The sequence below is a fragment of the Xanthomonas sp. DAR 34887 genome (assembly GCF_041245805.1).
In the GTDB taxonomy this organism is placed as follows: Bacteria; Pseudomonadota; Gammaproteobacteria; order Xanthomonadales; family Xanthomonadaceae; genus Xanthomonas_A; species Xanthomonas_A tesorieronis.
Map to the genome: position 1 here is coordinate 300,946 of NZ_CP162490.1, position 20,979 is coordinate 321,924.

The following is a 20,979-nucleotide window of genomic DNA, read 5'->3' on the forward strand; positions in this document are numbered from 1 at the left end:
CATGAGCCAGCAGGACAGCTTCAATCCGTATCAGGCGCCTGACACCGCCATCCCGACCACCACCATGCCGCCGCCGCTGCCGGGCGAGACCTTGTGGCGCGACGGCGACGACCTGCTGTGCGTGCGCGATACGCCGTTCCCGGCGCGCTGCGTCAAGTGCGGGGCGGCGCTGCGCAACGACGAACTCAAGAAGCGCACGTTCTACTGGCATGCGCCGGGCTGGTACGTGCTGATCCTGGTGAGCGTGGTGATCTACGCGATCGCGGCGTTGATCGCGCGCAAGCGCAGCAGCCACGTGCTCGGCATGTGCGCCGAGCATCGGCGCCGGCGCAACCGCTTCGTGCTGCTCGCCGCGGCCGCGTTCGTCGTCGGACCGCTGCTGGGATTCGCCGTCGGCGACGAGGCCGGGCTCTGGCTGGGCTTGGCGGTGTTCCTGGCCATGCTGATCGCCGGCATGTTCGGCGCGCGCATCCTGGTGCCGCGGCGCATGGACGAGCGCTATGCGCGCTACAAGGGTGTGGCGCCCGCCTTCCTGGCGCGCCTGCCGACGCTGCCGGCCGCGTTGCGGCGCTGAGCCGGTCGGTGCGGCCGGCCAGGCGCTGGCCTGGCGATCGTTGCGCGGAAACGCAGGCGCCGGCTGCCAGCGCCTGCCTCGATCAACGGTACGTCGTCCCGGCTGACGCGCTCATTCCTGCAGGCGCGGGAACCCGTGCTCGTCGCGGCGTTCGGCGCTGCCCGGATCCAGATCGATCGGCACGATCACCGGCGCGGCGGCTGCGGGCAGCGGCTGGACCGGTTCGCCGCGTTGCACGCGCAGCGCGTTGGCGTAGCAGTGCTGGGCCAGGACTGCGTCGCCGGCCTCGGCATAGCCATCGCCGAACGCCTCCCAGGCCTCGGCGCCGGCGCCCAGCGCGAGCGCGCGGTGCAGGAATTCCTCCGATTGCGGCCATTGCTGCTGCTGACGCGCCAGCCGGGCCAGGGTCAGCAGCAGTCCCGGGCTGTCCGGATGGTTCTGCAGCCAGCGCTGCGCGCTGGCGCGGCGCGAATCGTATTTCTCCACCGGCAGGCTGCCGTACAGCGCCGCCAGGCGTTCATCCCAGCGCGTTTCCAGCGCCTGTTCCACCGCACGCAGCGCCGCGTCGTCCCAGTGCAGCGCGGCGGCGCGGGTGGCATAGGCCTCGACCACCGCCGGTTCGCTGCGCTGCGCCTTGGGCAGGCTTTCCCAGCGTTCGGCCAGCACGTTGGCATCGTCGGCCTGCTGCAGCGAGGCGGCGGCCAGGCGCGATTCCAGCGGGCCGATCGCGTCCAGCGGCAGGGCCTGCTGCTGGCGGATCGCACCCAGCTGGCCATAGGCCTCGCCGGCGCGGCCGATGCTGGTCAGCGCCTCGGTGCGCAGCAGCAACCCGCGCGGCGGCAACGGCTGCGCCGCGGCCACATCCAACGCATTGATCGCATCGACCGGACGCTGCTGGGCCAGAAGGCGCTCGCCCTGCAGCAGCGCGTGCGCGCCGGCGTCGCGTTCGCTCAGGCGCTGCAGATAGCGGTTGGCGGCCTCCGCGTCGCCACGCGCATCGGCCACGCGTACCGCCGCGACCAGCGCGATGGCGCTGACCTCGGGATCTTCCGCAGCGGCATTGAGCTGCTTTTCGGCGCGCGTCCACTGGCCGTTGTGCAGCGCGGTCAGGCCTTCGATCAGGCGCGCGCGCGATTGCTTGCGGCGATGCCGGCCCCAGGCGCGGAACGGGAAGCTGATCAGGTTCCACAGCAGCCACAGCGCCAGGAAGGCGATCACCAGCAGCAGCGCCGCCTGCGGCAGCGGCGAGATGTAGTCGTTGCCGCCGGCGCGCACGATCACTTCGCCGAGGTCGCCCAGCCTGTCCTGCGCCAGCCATTGCGCACCGATCACGCCCAGCGCGATCACCACCAGCAACACGATCAGGGAACGGAGGGATTTCATGGTTGGCTCCTTGCGTCGCGCATGCTGCGCAACTGCTGCAGGGTGGTGCCCAGCTCGGGGATGGCCGGGCGCAGGGCGGCATTGCGCAGGGTCTGCACTGTGGCGCGGCGTTCGCGCAGCGGCGCCGAATCGGGCCACAGGCGTTGCAGCCAGGTGCCGACGCGGGTCAGCGCGCCGCGGTAGCCGCGCGCGTCGCCACGCTCCAGTGCGGCGCGCGCCAGGCTCAGGTCCAGCTGCAGCGCGTCGCGCGCGGCGATCCGCTCCGAACGCGCGACCAGCACCCCGCCCTGGGCGGGGCGGATCTTGACCAGCGGCGACAGCAGCCGTTGCCATAGCGGCGCTTGGGTGCGCTCGGGCAGTTGTGTGGGCAAGGCGTCCAGGCTGGCGGCGAAGGCGTCCAGCTGCGCCGACAGCCGCGCCTGCGGGCCCTCGCCGAGCGCGTCCAGCGCGGTGCGTTCCTGCAGCAGCACCTGGCGCAGGTTGAGATAGCGCGGATCGTCCACGCCTTCCAGCACGTCGCTGGCCAGCGCATAGGCGCGGCGGGCGCCCTGGGTATCGCCGGCCACGTCCAGGCGCTGCTGGCCCTGGCTCAGCAGCAGTTCCACCTCGTCCAGGCGCAGCGCCTGCGCGCCGTGGCGATTGGAGTCGGCGAGCTTGGCGACGTTGTCTTCGAGCAAGGCGCTGCGCTGGCTGAGGCCGAGCATCTCGTCGCGCAGCACGCGGTTGGTGCTGGCCGCGTCCTGTACCCGCTGCACGGTGGCGCGCTGGTCGCGGCGCAGCGTTTCCAGATTCTGTTGCAGGGCCTGCAACTGCAGTTGGGTCTCCGATTGTTCGGCCAGCGCGCGCGCATTGCGCGCCTGCCACCACTCCCAGCCGCGCCACCCGGCCAGCGCGAGCGCAGCCAGCATGGCCAGTACCAGAAGCAGCCAGATCCAGCGCGTGGAGCGGCGGGGCGTGGACGAGATTTCGGTCATCGGCGGGGGCATCCTTATGGCCTGCGTCCCGTCGCGACGATGGCGACGGTCGGACCCACGGCACGCGGGAGCATGGCGTGAGCGGCACCGCGCCCGCAAGCCGGGGGACGGCGCGCGTTCAGCGAGGTGGCGAGCGCGTTACGGCCGCAGCGGCGGCCGCAGCCAGTTGCTGCGCCAGCGGACCGGCCGCGCGCGTGATGTCGATGAACCCGAGTTCGGCGGCCTGCGCGGCCAGCCGCTCACTGGCCGCGACCAGCGGTCGCGCGCGCCAGGCTGCGGCCAGGTCGTCGGGTAGCTGATCCAGCACCAGCCGCAGCGCCTCGCCGCTGCTCAGCGCCAGCACGCCCGGCGCGGCGGCGCGCAGCCGGGCGATGCGCGCCGCGGACAGGGGCAACGGCACCCGGCGGTAGACATCGGCGCGCTGCAGCGGCGTGCCGCGCGCCTGCAGTTGCGCGGCGATCAGGCCGCGCCCGCCGGGCGCAGTGACCAGGCCGACGGCGCCATCGTTGGCCGCCAGCTGCGGCAGCGCCAGCAGGCCATCGCTGTCCATCCGTTCCGGAACCGCGACCTCGGCGATGCCATGGCGCTGCAGCGCGCGCGCGGTGCCGGCGCCGACCGCCAGCCAGCATTGCCCGGGCGCCGCCGCCAGCGGCTGCAGCGCCGCGGCCGCACGCACTGCAGCCGGGCTGCTGAAGATCACCCGCGGCGCGGCCAGCGCCAAGGCCAGCGCGCTGCGCGTGGCGTTATCGTCGCAGGCTTGCAGGCGCCAGGGCGAGACCGCCAGCAGCCGCGCGCCGACCCGCGCCGCGGCACGCCGCAGCGGCGCGTGCTCGCCCTGCGGGCGCAGCGAGATCAGGGTCCAGGCCGCGGCGGCAGCGGTTGCATGTGCGCTCATGCCAGGCATTATGCGAGCCCCCACCGGCAGCACAATCGCACCATGGCAGCGGATCTTCCTTTCGATGCGTTCCTGCAGCAGTTGCAGCGGCAGTTCGACGCGATGCCGCCGGTGGCGGCGCTGCAGGTCGCGCTGCAAGGCTATGCCGATCGGCGCCTGCATGTGGTCGCGCCGCTGGCGGCCAACCTCAACGACAAGGGCAACGCCTTCGGCGGCAGTCTGGGCTCGGTGATGACCCTGGCCGGCTGGGCGCTGGTCAATTGCGAACTGCACCGCGCCGGCCTGCAGGCCGACGTCTACGTCGCCGACACCCAGGTGCGCTACCTGGCGCCGCTCTACGCCGACCTGCACGCGCAGGCCGGCGCCGATGCGCAGGCCGAATGGGACACCTTCGTACAGACCTTCCGCCAGCGCGGCCGTGCCCGGATCGGCATCCAGGCCCAGGTCGGGCCGGCCGATGCCGCCGCCGCGGCGACGCTGAGCGGACGTTTCGTCGCCATCGCGAAAGGGTAGGATGCGCGCACCGCTCGCGCCCATCCGGACACCCGCCATGCCTTCGATGTTCCGCGCCCTGGCGCTGCTGCTGGTGCTGGGTTTCGCCGGCACCGCGCTGGCCGGCAGCCGCAGCCAGCAGAGCAAGCTCGACGACCTGCAGACCGCCTACGGCACCGCGATCCGCTGGAGCGAATTCGAATCGGCCTGGGAAGCGGTGGATCCGGCCTACCGGCAGGCGCACCCGCTGACCGATCTGCAGCTGGAGCGCTACCGCCAGGTGCAGGTGTCCTCCTACAAGGTCGGCCGGATCGGCGTGCTGGACGGCGACGTGGTGCGCGACATCGAGTTGGGGGTGATCAACCGCAACACCCAGGCCGAGCGCATCGTGCGCTACCGCGAGCGTTGGCGCTGGGACGCGCAGGCCAAGACCTGGTGGCTGCTGGACGGGCTGCCGGACTTGTGGAACGGCCAGTAGCGCCGCCGGCCAGCTGTGCGACAATCGGCGCCCGCTTCCAGCCCCTTATTCCTGTGAACTTCGAAGAACTGCTGGCCTTCGCCGGCCGCAACCCGATGCTGGCCCTGGCCCTGGTCGGCCTGACCATCGCCCTGATCGTCACCGAAATCGCGCGCCTGTTCCGCGGCTTCAAGACCCTGCGCCCGGCCGAGCTGACCCTCTTGATCAATGCCGGCAACGCGGTGCTGGTCGACCTGTCGGCCGCGGCCGATTTCGAGAAGGGCCATATCGCCGGCAGCCGCAATGCCACGCCGAGCCAGTTCGGCCCGGAGCACAAGCTGGTGGCCAACGCCAAGTCCTCGCCGGTGGTGCTGGTGTGCCGCACCGGCAATACCGCCGATGCCGCCGCCAAGCAGCTGAAGAAGGCCGGCTTCGAGCAGGTCTACGTGCTCGACGGCGGCATCGCCGCCTGGCAGCAGGCCGATCTGCCGCTGGTCAAGGGCCGCTGATCGCGCCTTCCGGCCGGGCGCCGAGCGCTGCGGCCGGCATGTGATAATCCCGAATCTTTCTGTTACCTGAATCCACCGGAGTCAAGAAATGTCCGACGTCACCAACAACGGCGCCACGGCGCCGGCCGAAGCCGCAGCCGGCCCCGCTTTCACCATCGAGAAGATCTACGTCAAGGACGTGTCCTTCGAGTCGCCGAACGCGCCGGCGGTGTTCAACGACAATGTGCAGCCGGAATTGCAGCTCAACCTCAACCAGCGCGTGCAGCGCCTGAACGAGCAGGCGTTCGAAGTGGTGCTCGCGGTGACCCTGACCTGCACCGCCGCCGGCAAGACCGCCTACGTGGCCGAAGTGCAGCAGGCCGGCGTGTTCGGCCTGGTCGGCCTGGACCCGCAGGCGGTGGACGTGCTGCTCGGCACGCAGTGCCCGAACATCCTGTTCCCGTACGTGCGTTCGCTGGTCAGCGACCTGATCCAGGCCGGCGGCTTCCCGCCGTTCTTCCTGCAGCCGATCAACTTCGAAGCGCTGTACGCCGAAACCCTGCGCCAGCGCGCGCAGCAGGGCGAGACCCAGTCGCTGGCCGACTCGGAGCCGGCCGGCAACGCCTGAGCGCGTTCGCCGTTGCGCATGCGCGATAACCCCGCGAAGAAGATCGCCGTCCTGGGCGCCGGTTCCTGGGGCACCGCCCTGGCCGCGCTCGTCGCCCGGCACGGTTTCCCGACCGTGCTGTGGGGGCGCGACGCCGTCGTCGCCGAGGCGATTCAGCAGCGCCACGAGAACCCGCGCTATCTACCGCAGATCCCGCTGCCGGCGAGCCTGCAGGCCACCACCGATCTGGCGGCGGCCGTGGACGGTGCCGACTGGATCCTGGTGGTGGTGCCGTCGCACGCGTTCACCGAGACCCTGCACCAGCTGGCGCCGCTGCGCCCGCCGCAGGCCGGCGTGGCCTGGGCGACCAAGGGCTTCGAACCCGGATCCGGGCGCTTCCTGCATGAGGTGGCGCAGCAGATCCTGGGCGAGGACGTACCGCTGGCGGTGGTGACCGGGCCGTCGTTCGCCAAGGAAGTGGCGCTGGACCTGCCGACCGCGGTGACCGTGCACGGCGATGCCGCATTCGCGCAGCAGGTCGCCGACGCGATGCACGGCCCCACCTTCCGCGCCTACACCGGCGACGACATGGTCGGTGCCGAACTGGGCGGGGCGATGAAGAACGTGCTGGCGGTGGCCACCGGCGTGGCCGACGGCATGGAGCTGGGCTTGAATGCCCGCGCCGGCCTGATCACCCGCGGGCTCAACGAAATGCTGCGGCTGGCCGCTGCAATCGGCGGCAAGCCGGAAACGCTGATGGGCCTGGCCGGACTCGGCGACCTGGTGCTGACCTGCACCGGCGACCTGTCGCGCAACCGGCGCCTGGGCCTGGCCTTGGGCCGCGGGCAGACCCTGCCCGACGCGGTGCGCGCGATCGGCCAGGTGGTCGAGTCGGTGCAGACCGCCGACGAGGTGATGCGCCAGGCCGACCGCCATGGCATCGACCTGCCGATCTCCAACGCGGTGCGCGCGGTGCTGCACGGCGAACTGACCCCGGCGGTGGGCCTGCAGCAGTTGCTGGCGCGCGAGCAGAAACCCGAGTATCCGACCACGCTGTTCAGCTGATCGGATCGCTTGCCGTTGCGGAAGACAAAAAAGCCCGGCCGAAGCCGGGCTTTTTCTTTGTCTGCGGCCGCTCGGCCCGCACGGCGCGCAAAAAAGAAGCCCGGTCCTGGGACCGGGCTTCGAACCGCGCGCAGCGGGAGAGAGAGACGCGGCGCGCAGCGCTACGCGGTGTTGCTTACCAGCTGAAACGCGGGCCGACGAACCATTCCTTGTCGCCATCGCGGTTCATCTTCAGGTCCGCGCTCAGGCCCCAGTTCTGGTTGAGCTTGGCCTGGGCGCCGAGGCGGCCGTAGAACTCGCCGTCCGGGTTGATGCCGTCCTTCTTGGTGTAGTCCTCGTAGCCGCCCAGCGCATACACCTCGAGGTACGGGTTGAATGCGGTACGGATGCCGACTTCGGCGCTGTAGCCGTTGAACTTGGTGCCGTATTCCGGGTCGAAGCGGTTGTAGGCCACGCGGGTCACCAGGTCGGTGCTGGTCGAGATCTCGTGGTTGTAGCCGGCGCCGATGCGCCACTGGTCGACGTCGACATCGCCGAAATCGGTCTTCTGGCGGTTGAAGTCGCCGAACACGCTGAAGTTCGGGTTGATTGCGTAGGAGCCCTTGACGGCCCAACCATCCGCGTCGCCGCCGTCGGCGTCGGTCTTGATGTAACCGCCTTCGACATAGTTGTACGACAGGCCTTCGGCCGCAGAGGCAGCGAACGGCAGGGTGGCCAGGAGGCCGAGAGCGAGCAGAGAAGTCTTCATGATCGGGATATCCTTGTTATTGGTTTAGTCGGCGCTGAGGCGTGGGCCGTTCGCTGCCGATATGTAAATTATCCGTTAGCCACCCGAACTTGCCCTGAATTTCAAACTGACCGGTATATAAATCAGACGCCGTGTTCAGGAACTTTCGCGTACACCTTTTTCAGAGCGCATAGCGCGCACGCTCCGTAGTGCTACCGCATCACACGTCGCTGCATTTCGGGATCCAGCCCGCCATCGGCGCGGTGCCGACGGGTCTGGTCCTATCCTCTTTCGTACGTGTACCGCAGTGGCGGCGTTCGTCGGCGCGTGCAGCGCGTTCCGAGCGATGGCGCGCGCGATACGCCTACCACGTGATCAGCGGCGCGCGATGCAACCAGGCATTGGATGTCACCTGGTCCAGGACGAATGTCGCGACATCCGCGCGCGCGATGCTGCCGCCGTGGAAGCCGCTGAGATCGGTGATCGCGCGGACGTCGCCGCGCGCAGGTTTGTCGTTGAGGACGGTTGGGCGCACCAGCACCCAGTCGAGGCCGCTGTCGCGGATCAGCGCTTCCTGCCGATTCTTGTCTGCATACACCTTGCGCAGCAGCAGTGGAAAGATCAGCTTGTCGAAGAGAACTCCGCCGTGTCCTGCGCTGTCGCCGGCACCGAGCCCGGTAATGGCGATCAAGCGCCCGACCTGTTCTGCCTTCATCGCGCTCAGCAGCGCCCGCGTTGCGGTGGAGAGCAGGGTGACTTCGCGGCGCGGGCTGGCCGGCGTGCCCAGCGCGCTGATCACGCTGTCGCGGCCGTGCAGCGCCTGGCGCAGGAACGCCTCGTCGCGGGCATCGCCTACGATGAGGCGTGCCCCGCCGAGATGACGCGCCGCGTCGCGCGAACGCACCAGCGCCGCGACGTCGTATCCACGGGCCAGCGCCTGGCCGACGATGAGCCGACCGGTGCCGCCGGTCGCTCCCAGAACCAGAATCTTCGGTCGCTCAGGCTCGATAGTGCCGCTGTCGTGCTGTTGCATGTTGGCGTCCTTGGGGGAAGGGACGCCTGTCGAGAGGTCGTCCCAGGGGATCTGGTGGGTGTCGGCGCACGCGCGCAGCGGTCAGGAGGAGCTCGCGACGCGAGCGGCGAACTCTCGGTAGGAATGCAGCTGGCGACCCAGCAGCGTGGTCAGGCGTTCGACGTCGCCGGCGGCGGGAATCATTCCGTCGCTGATGAAACGCTCGCTCATCAGGCGCATGTCGAAGGCCATCCAGCTCGGCATGAACTGGCGCAGGTTCTGCTCGAACGCCGCGGTGTCCTCGCCCGGATAGGAGATCTGCCGGCCCAGTGCGTCGCTCCAGATCGCGGCGACGGCGGTGCCGGTCAGCGTGTCGGGGCCGACCAGATTGATGCGCTCCAGCGCCAGCGGCACTGCCGACCGCTCGCGGCGCAGCAGTTCGATCGCCGCAACCTCGGCGATGTCGCGCGTATCGACCATCGCCAGGCCCTTGCTGCCGATCGGCATCGGGTAGACGCCGTAGCCGCTCACCACGTCCTTGATCGTGAGGTCGTTGCCGATGAAGTAGGCCGGACGCAGGATGGTGGCGTTCAGGCCCATCTGCTCGATCATGCGCTCCACGCCGTACTTGCCGGCGAAGTGCGGCACGTTGACGTACAGGTCGCTATGGATCACCGACAGATAGACGAACCGCTCGATCCCGGCCTCGCGGGCGAGGTTCAGCGCGATCAGCGCCTGGGTGTATTCGTCGGCCACTACGGCGTTGAGCAGAAACAGCGTGGAGACGCCGGAGAAGGCGCCGCGCAGCGAATCGACATCGAGCAGATCGCCCTGGACGACTTCGACGCCTGCCGGCAGGTTGGCCTTGGATGGGTCGCGGACCAGTGCGCGGACAGCGGCGCCGCGCTTGACGAGGTGTTCGACGACCTGACGGCCGACAGTGCCGGTTGCACCGGTTACGAGAATGGTCATGGTGATGTCCTTGGTTGGAGTGTGTTGTTGCTGGAACTGCGGTGGGAAGAGGTGTTGCTGTGAAGAGGTCAGGCGGACTTGAGCGCCGTTGCGAGCGTTTGTTCTTGGAGATTTCTTGCCGTTCGGTCTGGGTGTGGGCAAACGATATGAGGTTCCATATTCAAAACAAAGACTCTAAAATATGGACGCCTCGTACCGAATTTGAGACGGCATGGACCTGAACGCGCTGGAGGATTTCCAACTGGTGGCCACGCATGGCGGCTTCGGACGAGCCAGTCGCGTCAGCGGCCGGTCCAAGGCGACGCTGTCGCGCCGGGTCGCCGATCTCGAAGACTCGCTAGGCATCCGGCTCATCGAGCGGGGCGAGCGCAGCTTGGGCCTGACCGAAGCCGGCCAAATCTTGCTGGCCAGGCTCGAGGGGCCGATGCGCGAAGTTGCCGAGGCGATCGCGGCGGCGCGGGACGGGCTGGCGACCCCGCGAGGCCGGCTGCGTGTCGCGGCGCCGCTGCTGTTCTCGCAAGTGGCGCTGGGGCGGCTTGCCGCCGCGTTCCAGGCGCTCTATCCGCAGGTGCAGATAGAAGCCGTCGCCGAGGACCGGGTCGCCGACCTCGTCGAGGAGCATTTCGACGTCGCCATCCGCATCAACCCGAACAAGGACAGCGTGCTGGTCGGCAGGCGTTTCGCCAAGGACCGGCTGGTGCTTGCGGCCGCTCCTGGCATCGCGCTGCCAAAAGGGCGGAAAGGCGACGCCTTGCGCGTCCCGGCCGTGGTGACGCCGTCCTATCGCGACGGCGAGCGGTGGTCGGTCCAGGGCGGCCAGCTCGTCGTCGAACCGCAGCCCGTGCTGCGGCTGTCCTCGCTGCTGACGGTCCGCGATGCCGTCGCCGCCGGCGCCGGCGCGGCCATGCTGCCGCAGTCGCTCATCGGGCGTCTTCTCGACAAGGGCGAACTGATTGCGTGGGGCGCGGCCGACGACGAGGTCGAACTGTGGGTGCTGCACACGTCGCGGCGCCTGCAGAGTCCCAAAGTGCGGGCGTTCGTCGAGTTCATCGGCGGCCGTTACCCGGACGGCGTGTTTGCCGTCGACGCATGAGCCTGGTCGGGCGGCGCACGCCGGACTGACGCGGGGATTGCGAGCCTCCCCCCACAACACCTTGAGCGATTCGCTTCCACCGACCGTGCGGCGCGCTTGCGCGCCAATCCAGGAAGATTCGACACGGCCGCATCGCCGCGCGCCGCGTCACGGATGCAGGGACAGGCGCTTGGTGGCTTTTTCCACGGCCTTCTTCGGCCCGCGCAATCCGATCCCCACAAGGTTCAGGGCGGCCGGGTCTTCCGCGGCGAACGCCTGGCGATTGGCCTCGTCGTGCCCGGTCGCGAACATGGCGAACACGTAAGGCAGCACGGTGATCTCGCGTTCCAGTCCCACGCGGTGCGCGGCCTGGAGTCCGGCGAGATCGGCCTCGAACACCAGCATCGGTTGCCCGAGCAGGTTGCCGTAGCGGTGCCCGCTCGCATCGACATAGGCTTCGCCCATGGCGTCGGGGGCGGCCGCGGCGATGCCGGTCGCGAGGAAGGCGACGACATTCAGGCGCTGCCAGGTCGCCAGGTCGTTGCGGACGATGAGGGCCACTTTGGTGTCGAACATTGGGGAACTCCGTTCTTGCTGGACTGTGGCCATGGTCGGAGCCGCCCACGCTTCAATCTAGAACGCCTGTGCACTGCCGCCGGTAGGCGGCGGGGGTGAGCCGATAGGCGCGTTTGAACCAGCGGCCCAGATGGCTTTGGTCGGCGAAGCCGACCTTGAGCGCCACTTCCGCCGGGTCCTGGCCGCCGGCCAGCAGGGTGCGCGCGACACGCAGGCGCAATCGGATCAGGTAGGCGTGCGGCGACAGGCCGAACGTCCGCTGGAATTGCCGGGTGAGGCGGAACCTGTCCATGTCGGCGTGGCCGGCGAGTTCATCCAGGCCGACGTCGCGCTCCATCTGCGCGTGCAGGAAATCCCTGGCCCGCGCCATCCTTGCCGCCGAATCGCGCGCGGGCGGCGCATCCGCGGACAGATGCGAGGACAGCAGCCGCATCATGCGATCCAGGCTCTGGTCCCGCGCCAGGCGGCCTTCGCCGTGATGCACGGCGAGAAACGCCTGACGTATCGCCGCGCTCAACACCGCATCGCCGGTCAAGGTGCTCTGGAATGCCGGTTGAATCGCGCAGATGTCCCACTGGCCGAGCCGTTGCAGCATCTCCGCCACCCAGGTCTGGGGCAGGTAGAGCATCGCGTAGGTGAAGCCGTCCTCCTCGGGCGCATGCCCGTCGTGGACGGCTCCCGGCTCGATCAGGATGGCGCGGCCCGGCGTACTGGTATGCAGCGATCGATGGCAGTGGAACCGCTGGACGCCCTGCAAGGTGACGCCGACCAGCACTTCGTCATGATCGTGGGGATCGTAGGCGTGTCCGCGGAAATGCGCGTGCACGCTCTCGATGCCGGTTTCCCGATCGCGACGAATCCTGAGCCAATCGTCGGTGGTGGTTTTTCGGGAGCTGGGGGGCATGGCGCTACTCTGCAAGAGCGCGGCGGTGGCTCGCTCGGATCGTCATTGGGCGACAGTTCCTGACGACCGAGTGTAGGGACGAAGCGTCGCCGACTTCAATTGCAGGCGAGGACGCCCGCAATGCACATTGCGAGATGTCGCGCTTTCCGGCGGAAATAGCGGCGTGCAGCTTCCGGGGCATAGGCGAAGACGTGCTGTCGCGGCGGCGCCATGCATCGGGTGGCATGGCAGTCTCCGCCGTCCGCCGCGGGTTCACTCCGCGCCGGGGAAGCCCAGCTGCCGCCATGCTTCGAACACCACCACCGCCACGGCGTTGGACAGATTGAGGCTGCGGTTGTGCGGGCGCATCGGCAGGCGCAGGCGGTGTGCGGGCGGCACCTGTTCCAGCACCTCGGCGGGCAGGCCGCGGGTCTCCGGGCCGAACAGGAACGCATCGCCGTCGGCGAAGGCGGGCGCATCGTAGCGCGTGGTGCTGCGGGTACTCAGGGCGAACAGGCGGCGCGGCGCGATGCTGTGCAACGCGGCGTCCAGCGAAGCGTGGACCTGCAGGCGTGCGTACTCGTGGTAATCCAGGCCGGCGCGTTTGAGCTGCTTGTCCTCGAGCTCGAAGCCGAGCGGCTCGATCAGGTGCAGCTGCGCGCCGGTATTCGCGCAAAGGCGGATGGCATTGCCCGTGTTGGGCGGTATTTCGGGTTGGAACAGCAGAACATGCAGCGTGGGCGTGGCGGTCATCGGCGCAGTTTACGCGCCGGCTCCGGCCTGTGCCGGCGAAGCGTCGCCGGCTCAGCGCGCCAGGCTGGTGGTCAGGTCCTGGCTCAGGTTCTGCAGGCTCGGCTGCAGCTGCAGCATCGCGCTGTCCAGGGCGCCGCTGACCACGGTGCCGATCGCGAACACGCTCTGGGTGTCGGCGCTCGGGCGCACCTGCACCGTGGCCAGGGTGACCACGCGCTGGCTCGTCGCCTGCTCGGTATCGCGCTGGGCGATCTGCTCGGCGGACGGGCGCACCTGCACTGCCGCCAGCGTGGCGATGCGGCTGGACAGTTCGGCGTCGCGCTGCGCCAGTTGCTCGGCGGACGGACGCACCTGCACCGCGTCCAGGGTGACGATGCCGCTGTCGCGCTCGAAGCTGCGCTGGGCGATCTGCTCGGCGGAAGGGCGAACCTGCACGCTGTCCAGGGTGGTGATGGCAGGCGCGGCGATGGCCGGCGCGGCGAGCAGGGCGGCGACGGCGAAGGTCAGGGCGAAAGAAGCGGTTTTCATGGCGGGCCTCGTTGGTGTTGTTGAGCAGTGGTGTGGTAGTAAGGTAGAACACCTAATCAGGGGACGCAAGAACTTTTTGCTGTTTTCTCTTTCGATTAAGCTCTTGTTCATCATTTGCTTGGCGGCACTTGTTGCGCCCAGATGCAAAGCAGATCCTGTGCCAACTTCAAACCTTTGTTATTCAAGGACTTTATTGAGGCCCTGAGTGTCCGCTGGCGGACACCCGGTCGCCTGCGTACGTCCGTGTTCGGGCGATCGGTCGCTTTTCCGGTGTCGCTGCCGGCCCATTGCGTTCAGGATCGGAGGTGCCGGTGCTGCTCAGGAACGGGCCGAACGGCATACGCGGGCGCGGCGGCGGCCCGTTACGATCGAGGTCTGGCTGTCCTTCCACTCATTTCTCAAAAGGAACTTGCATGACCGTGTCGATCCGCCCCCGTGGGGCGCTGCTGGCCATCGCCCTGTCCACTGCGCTCGGCACGCTGAGCTACGCGCCGCCGTCGAGCGCGGCCAAGCCGCCGGCCGCGGCGAAAGTGGACATCGCGTTCGAGCAGTTCACCCTGCCCAATGGCCTGCGCGTGGTGGTGCACACCGATCGCAAGGCGCCGATCGTGGCGGTCAACCTCTGGTACCACGTCGGCGCCAAGGACGAGCCGGCCGGGCGCACCGGGTTCGCGCACCTGTTCGAACACCTGATGTTCCAGGGCAGCGAGAACCACAGCGGCGAGTTCTTCGAACCGTTCAAGCAGGTCGGCGCCACCGACCAGAACGGCACCACCAACAGCGACCGCACCAACTATTTCGAGAACGTGCCGACCACCGCGCTGGACATGGCGCTGTGGATGGAGTCCGACCGCATGGGCCACCTGGTCGGCGCCATCGACCAGGCCGCGCTCGACGAACAGCGCGGCGTGGTCCAGAACGAGAAGCGCCAGGGCGAGAACCAGCCCTACGGCCAGGCCTGGGACAAGCTGAGCCGCGCGCTGTACCCGAAGGGCCATCCGTACCACCACAGCGTGATCGGCTCGATGAACGACCTCAACGCCGCCTCGCTGGCCGACGTGAAGCAGTGGTTCCGCACCTGGTACGGGCCGAACAACGCGGTGCTGGTGCTGGCCGGCGACATCGACGTGTCCACCGCGAAAGAGAAGGTCGCCCGCTATTTCGGCGATATCCCGGCCGGCCCGAGCATGGCGCAGCCGCAGGTCGACGTGGCCCAGCGCACCCAGTCCACGCGCGAGACGATGACCGACAAGGTGCCGCAGGCGCGCATCTATCGCGTCTGGAACGTGGCCCAGACCGGGACCGAGGACATCGACCGCCTGCAGCTGCTGGCACAGGTGCTGGGCGGCGCCAAGTCCTCGCGGCTGGACCGGCGCCTGGTGCACGAGGACAAGCTGGTCGACCAGATCAGCGCCGGCGCCTGGCCGTCGCAGCTGGGCTCCAGCTTCGGCATCATCGCCACGGTGAAGCAGGGTGTGGATCCGGCCAAGGTCGAGGCGGTGATCGACGAGGAGCTGCGCAAGCTGCTCGACAAGGGGCCGGACAAGGACGAACTGCTGCGGGCCAAGACCGCGTTCCGCGCCGGCTTCGTGCGCGGCATCGAGCGCATCGGCGGTTTCGGCGGCAAGGCCGATGCGCTGGCCGAGTGCACGGTGTTCACCGGCGATCCCGGCTGCTTCCGCACCTCGCTGGCCACCATCGAGTCCACCCGCGCGCGCGACCTGAAGGCGGTGGGCCGCAAGTGGCTGGGCAAGGGCGACCACACCCTGGTGGTGGAACCGGGCGAGCGCGTGGCGCTGGCCGAAGAGCCGGCCGTGCAGCCGGCGCCGCTGACGCCGCCGCCGGTCGATCCGAAGTACCGCGCGCTGCCCAGCGTCGTCGATCGCAGCGCCGGCCCGCCCAAGACCACCCAGTTCCCGCAGCTGAAGTTCCCGGCGCTGCAGCGCGCCACGCTGAAGAACGGCACCCGGGTGATCCTGGCCGAGCGCCACGACGTGCCGGTGGTGCAATTCAGCTACGAATTCCCGGGCGGCTTCAGTGCCGACCAGGGGCGCAAGTCGGGTACCGCCAACTTCACCATGGGCATGCTCGACGAAGGCGCCGGCAATTACGATTCGCTGGGCTTCGCCGATGCCGCCGACACGCTGGGTGCCACGCTCAGCGCCGGCGCCTCGCTGGACGGCAGCAATGCCTACCTGTCGGCGCTGAAGGAGAACCTGGCGCCGTCGCTGGCGCTGTACGCCGACATGCTGCGGCGCCCGCGCTTCGAGCAGAAGGAGATCGAGCGCATCAAGGCCAGCTGGATCGCCGGTATCCGCCAGGAGAAGGCCCAGCCCAACGCGGTGGCGATGCGGGTGCTGCCGCCGCTGCTGTACGGCGACGGCCATCCGTATGCGATCCCGTTCAGCGGCAGCGGCACCGAGCCGGCGATCGCGGCGCTGGAGCGCACCGACCTGGTGGACTTCCAGCGCGACTGGATCCGCCCCGAACAAGCCACCCTGATCGTGGTCGGCGACACCACCCTGGCCGAGGTGGTGCCGCTGCTGGACGCGCAGTTCGGCGACTGGAAGGGCGAGGGCACGGCGCCGTCGCTGCAGGCGCCGGCGGCGGTGCCGCGCCCGAGCAAGCCGCGCGTGTACCTGATCGACCAGCCGGGCGCGGTGCAGGCGAACCTGTTCGCCGCCGAACTGGTGCCGCCGACCACCGATGCGTCCTCGATCCGGTTCGACACCGCCAATGGCGTGCTCGGCGGCGATTTCACCTCGCGGCTGAACATGAACCTGCGCGAGAACAAGCACTGGTCGTACGGCGCGCGCAGTTCGGCCTCCAACACCCTGGGCCAGCGCCCGTGGTCGGCCGCCGCGCCGGTGCAGATCGACAAGACCGCGCCGGCGCTGCAGGAGATGCAGAAGGAGATCAGCGCCTTCGCCAGCGGCAAGCTGCCGCCGACGGCGGAGGAAGTGGCGCGGATCCGCAACATCCAGACGCTGAGCCTGCCCGGCGCCTACGAGACCGCCAGTTCGGTGCTCGGTGCGATCGGCGGCATCGTCCGTTACGGGCGGCCCGACGACTACGTGTTCAAGCGCAAGGCCGAGATCGAGGCGATGACCCCGGCGCAGGTGGCGCAGGCCGCCGCGACCCTGGACCCGAACGCCCTGACCTGGGTGGTGGTGGGCGACCTGAAGCAGATCGAGCGCCCGGTGCGCGCGCTGAAGCTGGGCGAGGTAACGGTGATCGACGCCGACGGCAAGCCGCAGGGCGCGGCCGCGCCGGTTGCGCCGAAGCGTTGAGGCGGGCCTGCGGGGCCGGATGAGGATGCGGGCGGCGTATGCGCCCGACGCTGCGAGACGCTTCGCGCCGTACCCTCACCCCAACCCCTCTCCCGATGGGAGAGGGGCTAGCGGCTTTTCCTTTTCCCATCGGGAGAAGGTGCCCCGCAGGGGCGGATGAGGGTGCGGGCGAAGCCTCATGCACCCAAACTGCGCGAGACGCTTTCGCGCCGTACCCTCACCCCAACCTCTCTCCCGATGGGAGAGGGGCTAGCGGCTGTTCCCTTCTCCCCTCGGGACCATGGCCCCCTTTTCGGGGGAAGGTGCCCCACAGGGGCGGATGAGGGTACGGAGGCAGCCCCCTGGGAGCCGGCTTCCATGCCTGGAAGCCACCAGCCCCGCCCGCGTCATTGCCAATTCAGCAATCTGCGGCACAATCCGGGTTCTCTCAGCCTGCGGTCCCTCTCCATGCGCCTACCGATCGCCTTGCTTCTGCTCGCCAGTCTCGCTGCCTGCACCTGGGTGCCGATGGCGCCGGAAGGCAAGACCGTGCGCGTGCTGCCGCCGGGACAGGCGCCGGCCGGCTGCGAGAAGCGGGGCGAGGTGGTGGTATCGGTGAAGAGCAGCGTGGGCTTCTACCAGCGCAACCCGCTGCGGGTGCGCGAGGAACTGGAAACCCTGGCGCGCAACGAGGCCCCCGGCGTCGGTGCCAATACCGTGCAGGCGATGGGCGAACCGGTCGATGGCGACCAGCGCTACGCCGCTTATCAATGCAGCACTCGCTGAACCGGTTAAGCCATACGCTCTGTTCCAATTTGTTAAAGATGCGGTAAAACCGGGCAGCCGCTAGAATTGGCGCCCCTTCGCCTTATCCCGGCGTACATCTCGATGCTCTTCAACAATGTCTCCATCGCGGGACTGGCGCATATCGATGCGCCGCACACGCTGACTTCCAAGCAGATCAACGAACGCCTGCAGCCGACCTACGAGCGGCTGGGGATCCGGACCGACGTGCTCGGCGACATCGCCGGCATCCACGCGCGGCGCATGTGGGATGCGGACATGCAGGCATCCGATGCGGCCACGCTGGCGGCACGCAAGGCGATGGCGGATGCGGGCATCGAGGCGGGTCAGATCGGGTTGCTGGTCAACACCTCGGTCAGCCGCGACTACCTGGAACCCTCCACCGCCAGCATCGTCTCGGGCAACCTGGGCGTCGGCGAACAGTGCATGACCTTCGACGTCGCCAATGCCTGCCTGGCCTTCATCAACGGCATGGATATCGCGGCGCGGATGATCGAGCGCGGCGACATCGACTATGCGCTGGTGGTGGACGGCGAAACCGCCAACCTGGTGTACGAGAAGACCCTGGAGCGGATGACGTCGCCGGACGTGACCGCGCAGGAGTTCCGCGACGAGCTGGCGGCGCTGACCCTGGGCTGCGGCGCCGCGGCGATGGTAATGGCGCGCGCTGAACTGGTCCCGGACGCGCCGCGCTATCGCGGCGGCGTGACCCGCTCGGCCACCGAGTGGAACAAGTTGTGCCGGGGCAACCTGGATCGCATGGTCACCGACACGCGCATGCTGCTGATCGAGGGCATCAAGCTGGCGCAGAAGACCTTCCTCGCCGCCCGCCAGGCGCTGGGTTGGGCGGTGGACGAACTGGATCAGTTCGTGATCCACCAGGTCAGCCTGCCGCACACCCAGGCCTTCATCAAGAACTTCGGCATCGACCCGAAGAAGGTGATGACCATCTTCGGCGAGCACGGCAACATCGGCCCGGCCAGCGTGCCGATCGTGCTGAGCAAGCTGCGCGAGCTGGGCCGGCTGAAGAAGGGCGACCGGATCGCGCTGATGGGCATCGGCTCGGGCCTGAACTGCTCGATGGCCGAGGTGGTCTGGTAAGCCGTCTGCCGGTGGCAGTGCGCGAAAGGGACCGATAATTTTCCTTGTCAGGGCCAACCTGGCGTTTTGGGAAAATTATTGATAGTTTTCTTTCCTAATGGCCGCGTTCGGTGGCTGTAAGGAAAGCCGATGCCTCCCCGCCGTGCCACCGGCCATTACGTTTCCGGTTCGCTGGCCGGGAGTCGTTACCAAGCGTTCGTCCCCGATCCACTGCCGCCCTCGCCGCCGCTGGACCTGGCTGCGCCGGAATTGATCGCCCGCAAGGAGCGGGCGGACCAGGCTCTGGGTCGGCTGGATGGCATCACCTTGATGCTGCCGGATCCGGAACTGTTCCTCTATCACTACGTGCGCAAGGAAGCGCTGTTGTCCTCGCAGATCGAGGGCACGCAGTCGTCGTTGTCGGACCTGCTGCTGTTCGAGTTGGACGAGGCGCCGGGCGTGCCGCTGGACGACGTGGAGGAGGTATCCAACTACGTCGCTGCGCTGAACCATGGGCTCAGGCGTTTGCGCCAGGACGACTTCCCGCTGTCCTTGCGCTTGATCCGGGAAATGCACGCCTTGCTGTTGCGGGGCGGGCGCGGCGCTGGCAAGCGGCCCGGCGAGTTCCGTGCAGGGCAGGTCTGGATTGGCGGTGCCTCACCGGCGCTGGCGCACTTCGTGCCGCCGCCGCCCGATGCCCTGGAGACGGTGCTGGATGCATTCGAACGCTTCCTGCATGCGCCAGCCAGCGACGTGTCGCCATTGGTCAAGGCGGCATTGGCGCATGTGCAGTTCGAGACGATCCATCCTTTCAGCGATGGCAACGGCCGGCTGGGGCGGTTGCTGATCGCATTGATCCTGTGCAATGAAGGCGTGCTGCGCGAACCGAGTCTGTATCTGAGCCTGTTCTTCAAGCGGCATCGCGCCCAGTACTACGAGCGCCTCAACGCCGTGCGCACCGAGGGGGACTGGGAAGGATGGCTGAGCTTCTTCCTCGACGGCGTCGCGGATACGGCGCAGCAAGCGGTCAGCACCGCGCAGCGTTTGCTGGCGCTATTGGCGCAAGATCGCGCGCGCATCGCCGGCCTGGGCACGCGTGCCGGCAATGTCGGACTGGTGTTCGAGCAATTCGCGCGCAGGGTGCTGCTTGGCGTGCCGCAGGTGCAACCGCATCTGGCGTTGAGCGCACCGACGATCCGCGCGGCCATCCGGACCCTGCAGGAACTGACGATCGTCAACGAACTCACCGGCCAGCAGCGGCATCGCGTCTTCGCCTATCAGGCGTACCTGGACATCCTCAGCGAAGGTGCGCAGCCGCTATGAACGTATCTGCGCCCATTTATGCAGACGTGCCGTCCGCATGCCTTGGCCGCGACGCCGCTGCACATGCTTCGCTTCATTTCCTCCTTTTCCTTGGTCGACCCGCATGAACTACCCCGGCTACCCCTTCACCCCGCAGCGTTTCCAGGTCCGCCCGGGGCTGCACATGTCCTACCTCGACGAAGGCCCGCGCGACGGCGAGGTGGTCGTGATGCTGCACGGCAATCCGTCGTGGAGCTACTTGTGGCGGCATCTGGTGACCGGGCTGTCGGACCGTTACCGTTGCATCGTGCCCGACCACATCGGCATGGGGCTGTCGGACAAGCCGGACGACGCGCCGGGCGCGCAGCCTGGCTACGACTACACCCTGCAGTCGCGCGTGGAGGATCTCGACGCGCTGCTGCGGCACCTGGGCATCGACGGCCCGGTGACGCTGGCGGTGCACGACTGGGGCGGCATGATCGGTTTCGGCTGGGCGCTGTCGCACCATGCGCAGGTCAAGCGGCTGGTGATCACCAACACCGCTGCGTTCCCGTTGCCGGCGGCCAAGCCGATGCCGTGGCAGATCGCGATGGGCCGGCACTGGGGTCCGGGCGAGTGGTTCATCCGCACCTTCAACGCGTTCTCTTCCGGCGCGTCGTGGCTGGGCGTGTCGCGGCGCATGCCCGCCGCCGTGCGCCGCGCCTACGTGGCGCCGTACGACAGTTGGGCCAACCGCATCTCCACGATCCGCTTCATGCAGGACATCCCGCTGTCGCCGGCCGACAAGGCCTGGCCGCTGCTGGAGCGCTCGGCGCAGGCACTGCCATCGTTCGCCGACCGCCCGGCGTTCATCGCCTGGGGTCTGCGCGACATCTGCTTCGACCATCACTTCCTGGCCGGTTTCCGCCAGGCGTTGCCGCAGGCCGAGGTGATGGCGTTCGAGGATGCCAACCACTACGTGCTGGAAGACAAGCACGAAGTGCTGGTGCCGGCGATCCGCACGTTCCTGGACGCGCATCCGCTCTAGGCCGATGCGCGCTGCCGCAGCGTTGCGGCGTGCCGGCAG

22 protein-coding genes are annotated in these 20,979 nt (G+C 68.6%); 12 read left to right on the plus strand and 10 right to left on the minus strand.

The features are described from left to right. Position 1 precedes the first annotated feature (1 nt). On the plus strand, positions 2-574 hold the full coding sequence (locus AB3X08_RS01320; RefSeq protein WP_369935708.1) for a hypothetical protein: 573 nt from the start codon (positions 2-4) through the stop codon (positions 572-574). A 111-nt stretch (positions 575-685) separates the two neighbouring features. Here AB3X08_RS01320 and AB3X08_RS01325 read toward each other — a convergent pair whose 3' ends face one another. From AB3X08_RS01325 to AB3X08_RS01335, 3 genes are all read right to left on the minus strand, one after another. Further along, entirely contained in the window at positions 686-1,957 is a 1,272-nt protein-coding gene (locus AB3X08_RS01325) for a heme biosynthesis HemY N-terminal domain-containing protein (RefSeq protein ID WP_369935710.1), read from the minus strand. Continuing rightward, on the minus strand, positions 1,954-2,931 hold the full coding sequence (locus tag AB3X08_RS01330) for a uroporphyrinogen-III C-methyltransferase (protein ID WP_369935711.1): 978 nt from the start codon (positions 2,929-2,931) through the stop codon (positions 1,954-1,956). Before AB3X08_RS01330 ends, AB3X08_RS01325 begins: the two co-directional genes overlap by 4 nt. 118 nt (positions 2,932-3,049) lie before the next feature. Further along, the gene (locus AB3X08_RS01335) at positions 3,050-3,826 is read right to left on the minus strand and encodes a uroporphyrinogen-III synthase (protein WP_369935713.1); all 777 of its coding nucleotides are present in this window, start codon (positions 3,824-3,826) and stop codon (positions 3,050-3,052) included. 42 nt (positions 3,827-3,868) lie between these two features. On the opposite strand from AB3X08_RS01335, the gene AB3X08_RS01340 reads away from it, so the two are divergent. From AB3X08_RS01340 to AB3X08_RS01360, 5 genes are all read left to right on the plus strand, one after another. Beyond that, entirely contained in the window at positions 3,869-4,339 is a 471-nt protein-coding gene (locus tag AB3X08_RS01340) for a YiiD C-terminal domain-containing protein (RefSeq protein WP_369935715.1), read from the plus strand. Between the two features lie 37 nt (positions 4,340-4,376). After that, positions 4,377-4,796 carry a hypothetical protein gene (locus tag AB3X08_RS01345; protein ID WP_369935716.1) on the plus strand — a complete coding sequence of 140 codons (420 nt, stop codon included), beginning with the start codon at positions 4,377-4,379 and terminating at the stop codon, positions 4,794-4,796. Between the two features lie 53 nt (positions 4,797-4,849). Then, entirely contained in the window at positions 4,850-5,284 is a 435-nt protein-coding gene (locus AB3X08_RS01350; protein ID WP_179571134.1) for a rhodanese-like domain-containing protein, read from the plus strand. 88 nt (positions 5,285-5,372) lie between these two features. After that, positions 5,373-5,891, plus strand: coding sequence for a protein-export chaperone SecB (gene secB, locus AB3X08_RS01355; protein WP_179571133.1), 519 nt, complete (start codon positions 5,373-5,375; stop codon positions 5,889-5,891). An 18-nt stretch (positions 5,892-5,909) separates the two neighbouring features. Then, positions 5,910-6,935, plus strand: coding sequence for an NAD(P)H-dependent glycerol-3-phosphate dehydrogenase (locus tag AB3X08_RS01360; protein ID WP_369935718.1), 1,026 nt, complete (start codon positions 5,910-5,912; stop codon positions 6,933-6,935). 175 nt (positions 6,936-7,110) lie between these two features. Here the strand turns inward: AB3X08_RS01360 and AB3X08_RS01365 are convergent, their stop codons facing one another. The 3 genes from AB3X08_RS01365 to AB3X08_RS01375 all read right to left on the minus strand — a co-directional run bounded on the left by AB3X08_RS01365 (position 7,111) and on the right by AB3X08_RS01375 (position 9,646). After that, positions 7,111-7,683 carry an Ax21 family protein gene (locus tag AB3X08_RS01365; RefSeq protein WP_185814848.1) on the minus strand — a complete coding sequence of 191 codons (573 nt, stop codon included), beginning with the start codon at positions 7,681-7,683 and terminating at the stop codon, positions 7,111-7,113. 343 nt (positions 7,684-8,026) lie between these two features. Continuing rightward, positions 8,027-8,695, minus strand: a complete 669-nt coding sequence (locus tag AB3X08_RS01370; protein WP_369935719.1) for an NAD(P)-dependent oxidoreductase — start codon at positions 8,693-8,695, stop codon at positions 8,027-8,029. A gap of 81 nt (positions 8,696-8,776) precedes the next feature. Next, complete coding sequence (locus tag AB3X08_RS01375) at positions 8,777-9,646, minus strand: SDR family oxidoreductase (RefSeq protein ID WP_369935721.1); 870 nt, start codon at positions 9,644-9,646, stop codon at positions 8,777-8,779. 211 nt (positions 9,647-9,857) lie between these two features. On the opposite strand from AB3X08_RS01375, the gene AB3X08_RS01380 reads away from it, so the two are divergent. Beyond that, positions 9,858-10,739 (plus strand): LysR family transcriptional regulator, encoded by an 882-nt coding sequence (locus tag AB3X08_RS01380; RefSeq protein WP_369935722.1) that lies wholly within the window; start codon positions 9,858-9,860, stop codon positions 10,737-10,739. Between the two features lie 147 nt (positions 10,740-10,886). Here AB3X08_RS01380 and AB3X08_RS01385 read toward each other — a convergent pair whose 3' ends face one another. From AB3X08_RS01385 to AB3X08_RS01400, 4 genes are all read right to left on the minus strand, one after another. Further along, complete coding sequence (locus tag AB3X08_RS01385) at positions 10,887-11,294, minus strand: DUF2000 family protein (RefSeq protein WP_369935723.1); 408 nt, start codon at positions 11,292-11,294, stop codon at positions 10,887-10,889. 52 nt (positions 11,295-11,346) lie between these two features. Beyond that, a complete protein-coding gene (locus tag AB3X08_RS01390) occupies positions 11,347-12,198 on the minus strand; it encodes an AraC family transcriptional regulator (protein ID WP_369935724.1) in 852 nt (283 codons plus the stop codon). Positions 12,199-12,450: 252 nt separating this feature from the next. Next, entirely contained in the window at positions 12,451-12,930 is a 480-nt protein-coding gene (locus AB3X08_RS01395; RefSeq protein WP_184413875.1) for a tRNA (cytidine(34)-2'-O)-methyltransferase, read from the minus strand. 51 nt (positions 12,931-12,981) lie between these two features. After that, the gene (locus AB3X08_RS01400) at positions 12,982-13,458 is read right to left on the minus strand and encodes a hypothetical protein (RefSeq protein ID WP_369935726.1); all 477 of its coding nucleotides are present in this window, start codon (positions 13,456-13,458) and stop codon (positions 12,982-12,984) included. Between the two features lie 413 nt (positions 13,459-13,871). On the opposite strand from AB3X08_RS01400, the gene AB3X08_RS01405 reads away from it, so the two are divergent. The 5 genes from AB3X08_RS01405 to AB3X08_RS01425 all read left to right on the plus strand — a co-directional run bounded on the left by AB3X08_RS01405 (position 13,872) and on the right by AB3X08_RS01425 (position 20,940). Beyond that, a complete protein-coding gene (locus AB3X08_RS01405; protein WP_369935727.1) occupies positions 13,872-16,748 on the plus strand; it encodes a M16 family metallopeptidase in 2,877 nt (958 codons plus the stop codon). Between the two features lie 447 nt (positions 16,749-17,195). Continuing rightward, positions 17,196-17,513 carry a DUF4156 domain-containing protein gene (locus AB3X08_RS01410; RefSeq protein ID WP_369935729.1) on the plus strand — a complete coding sequence of 106 codons (318 nt, stop codon included), beginning with the start codon at positions 17,196-17,198 and terminating at the stop codon, positions 17,511-17,513. 102 nt (positions 17,514-17,615) lie between these two features. Continuing rightward, complete coding sequence (locus tag AB3X08_RS01415; RefSeq protein ID WP_369935730.1) at positions 17,616-18,632, plus strand: 3-oxoacyl-ACP synthase III; 1,017 nt, start codon at positions 17,616-17,618, stop codon at positions 18,630-18,632. A 129-nt stretch (positions 18,633-18,761) separates the two neighbouring features. Beyond that, positions 18,762-19,934 (plus strand): Fic family protein, encoded by a 1,173-nt coding sequence (locus AB3X08_RS01420; protein ID WP_369935732.1) that lies wholly within the window; start codon positions 18,762-18,764, stop codon positions 19,932-19,934. Between the two features lie 103 nt (positions 19,935-20,037). Next, entirely contained in the window at positions 20,038-20,940 is a 903-nt protein-coding gene (locus AB3X08_RS01425; RefSeq protein ID WP_369935733.1) for an alpha/beta fold hydrolase, read from the plus strand. Positions 20,941-20,979: the final 39 nt, after the last annotated feature.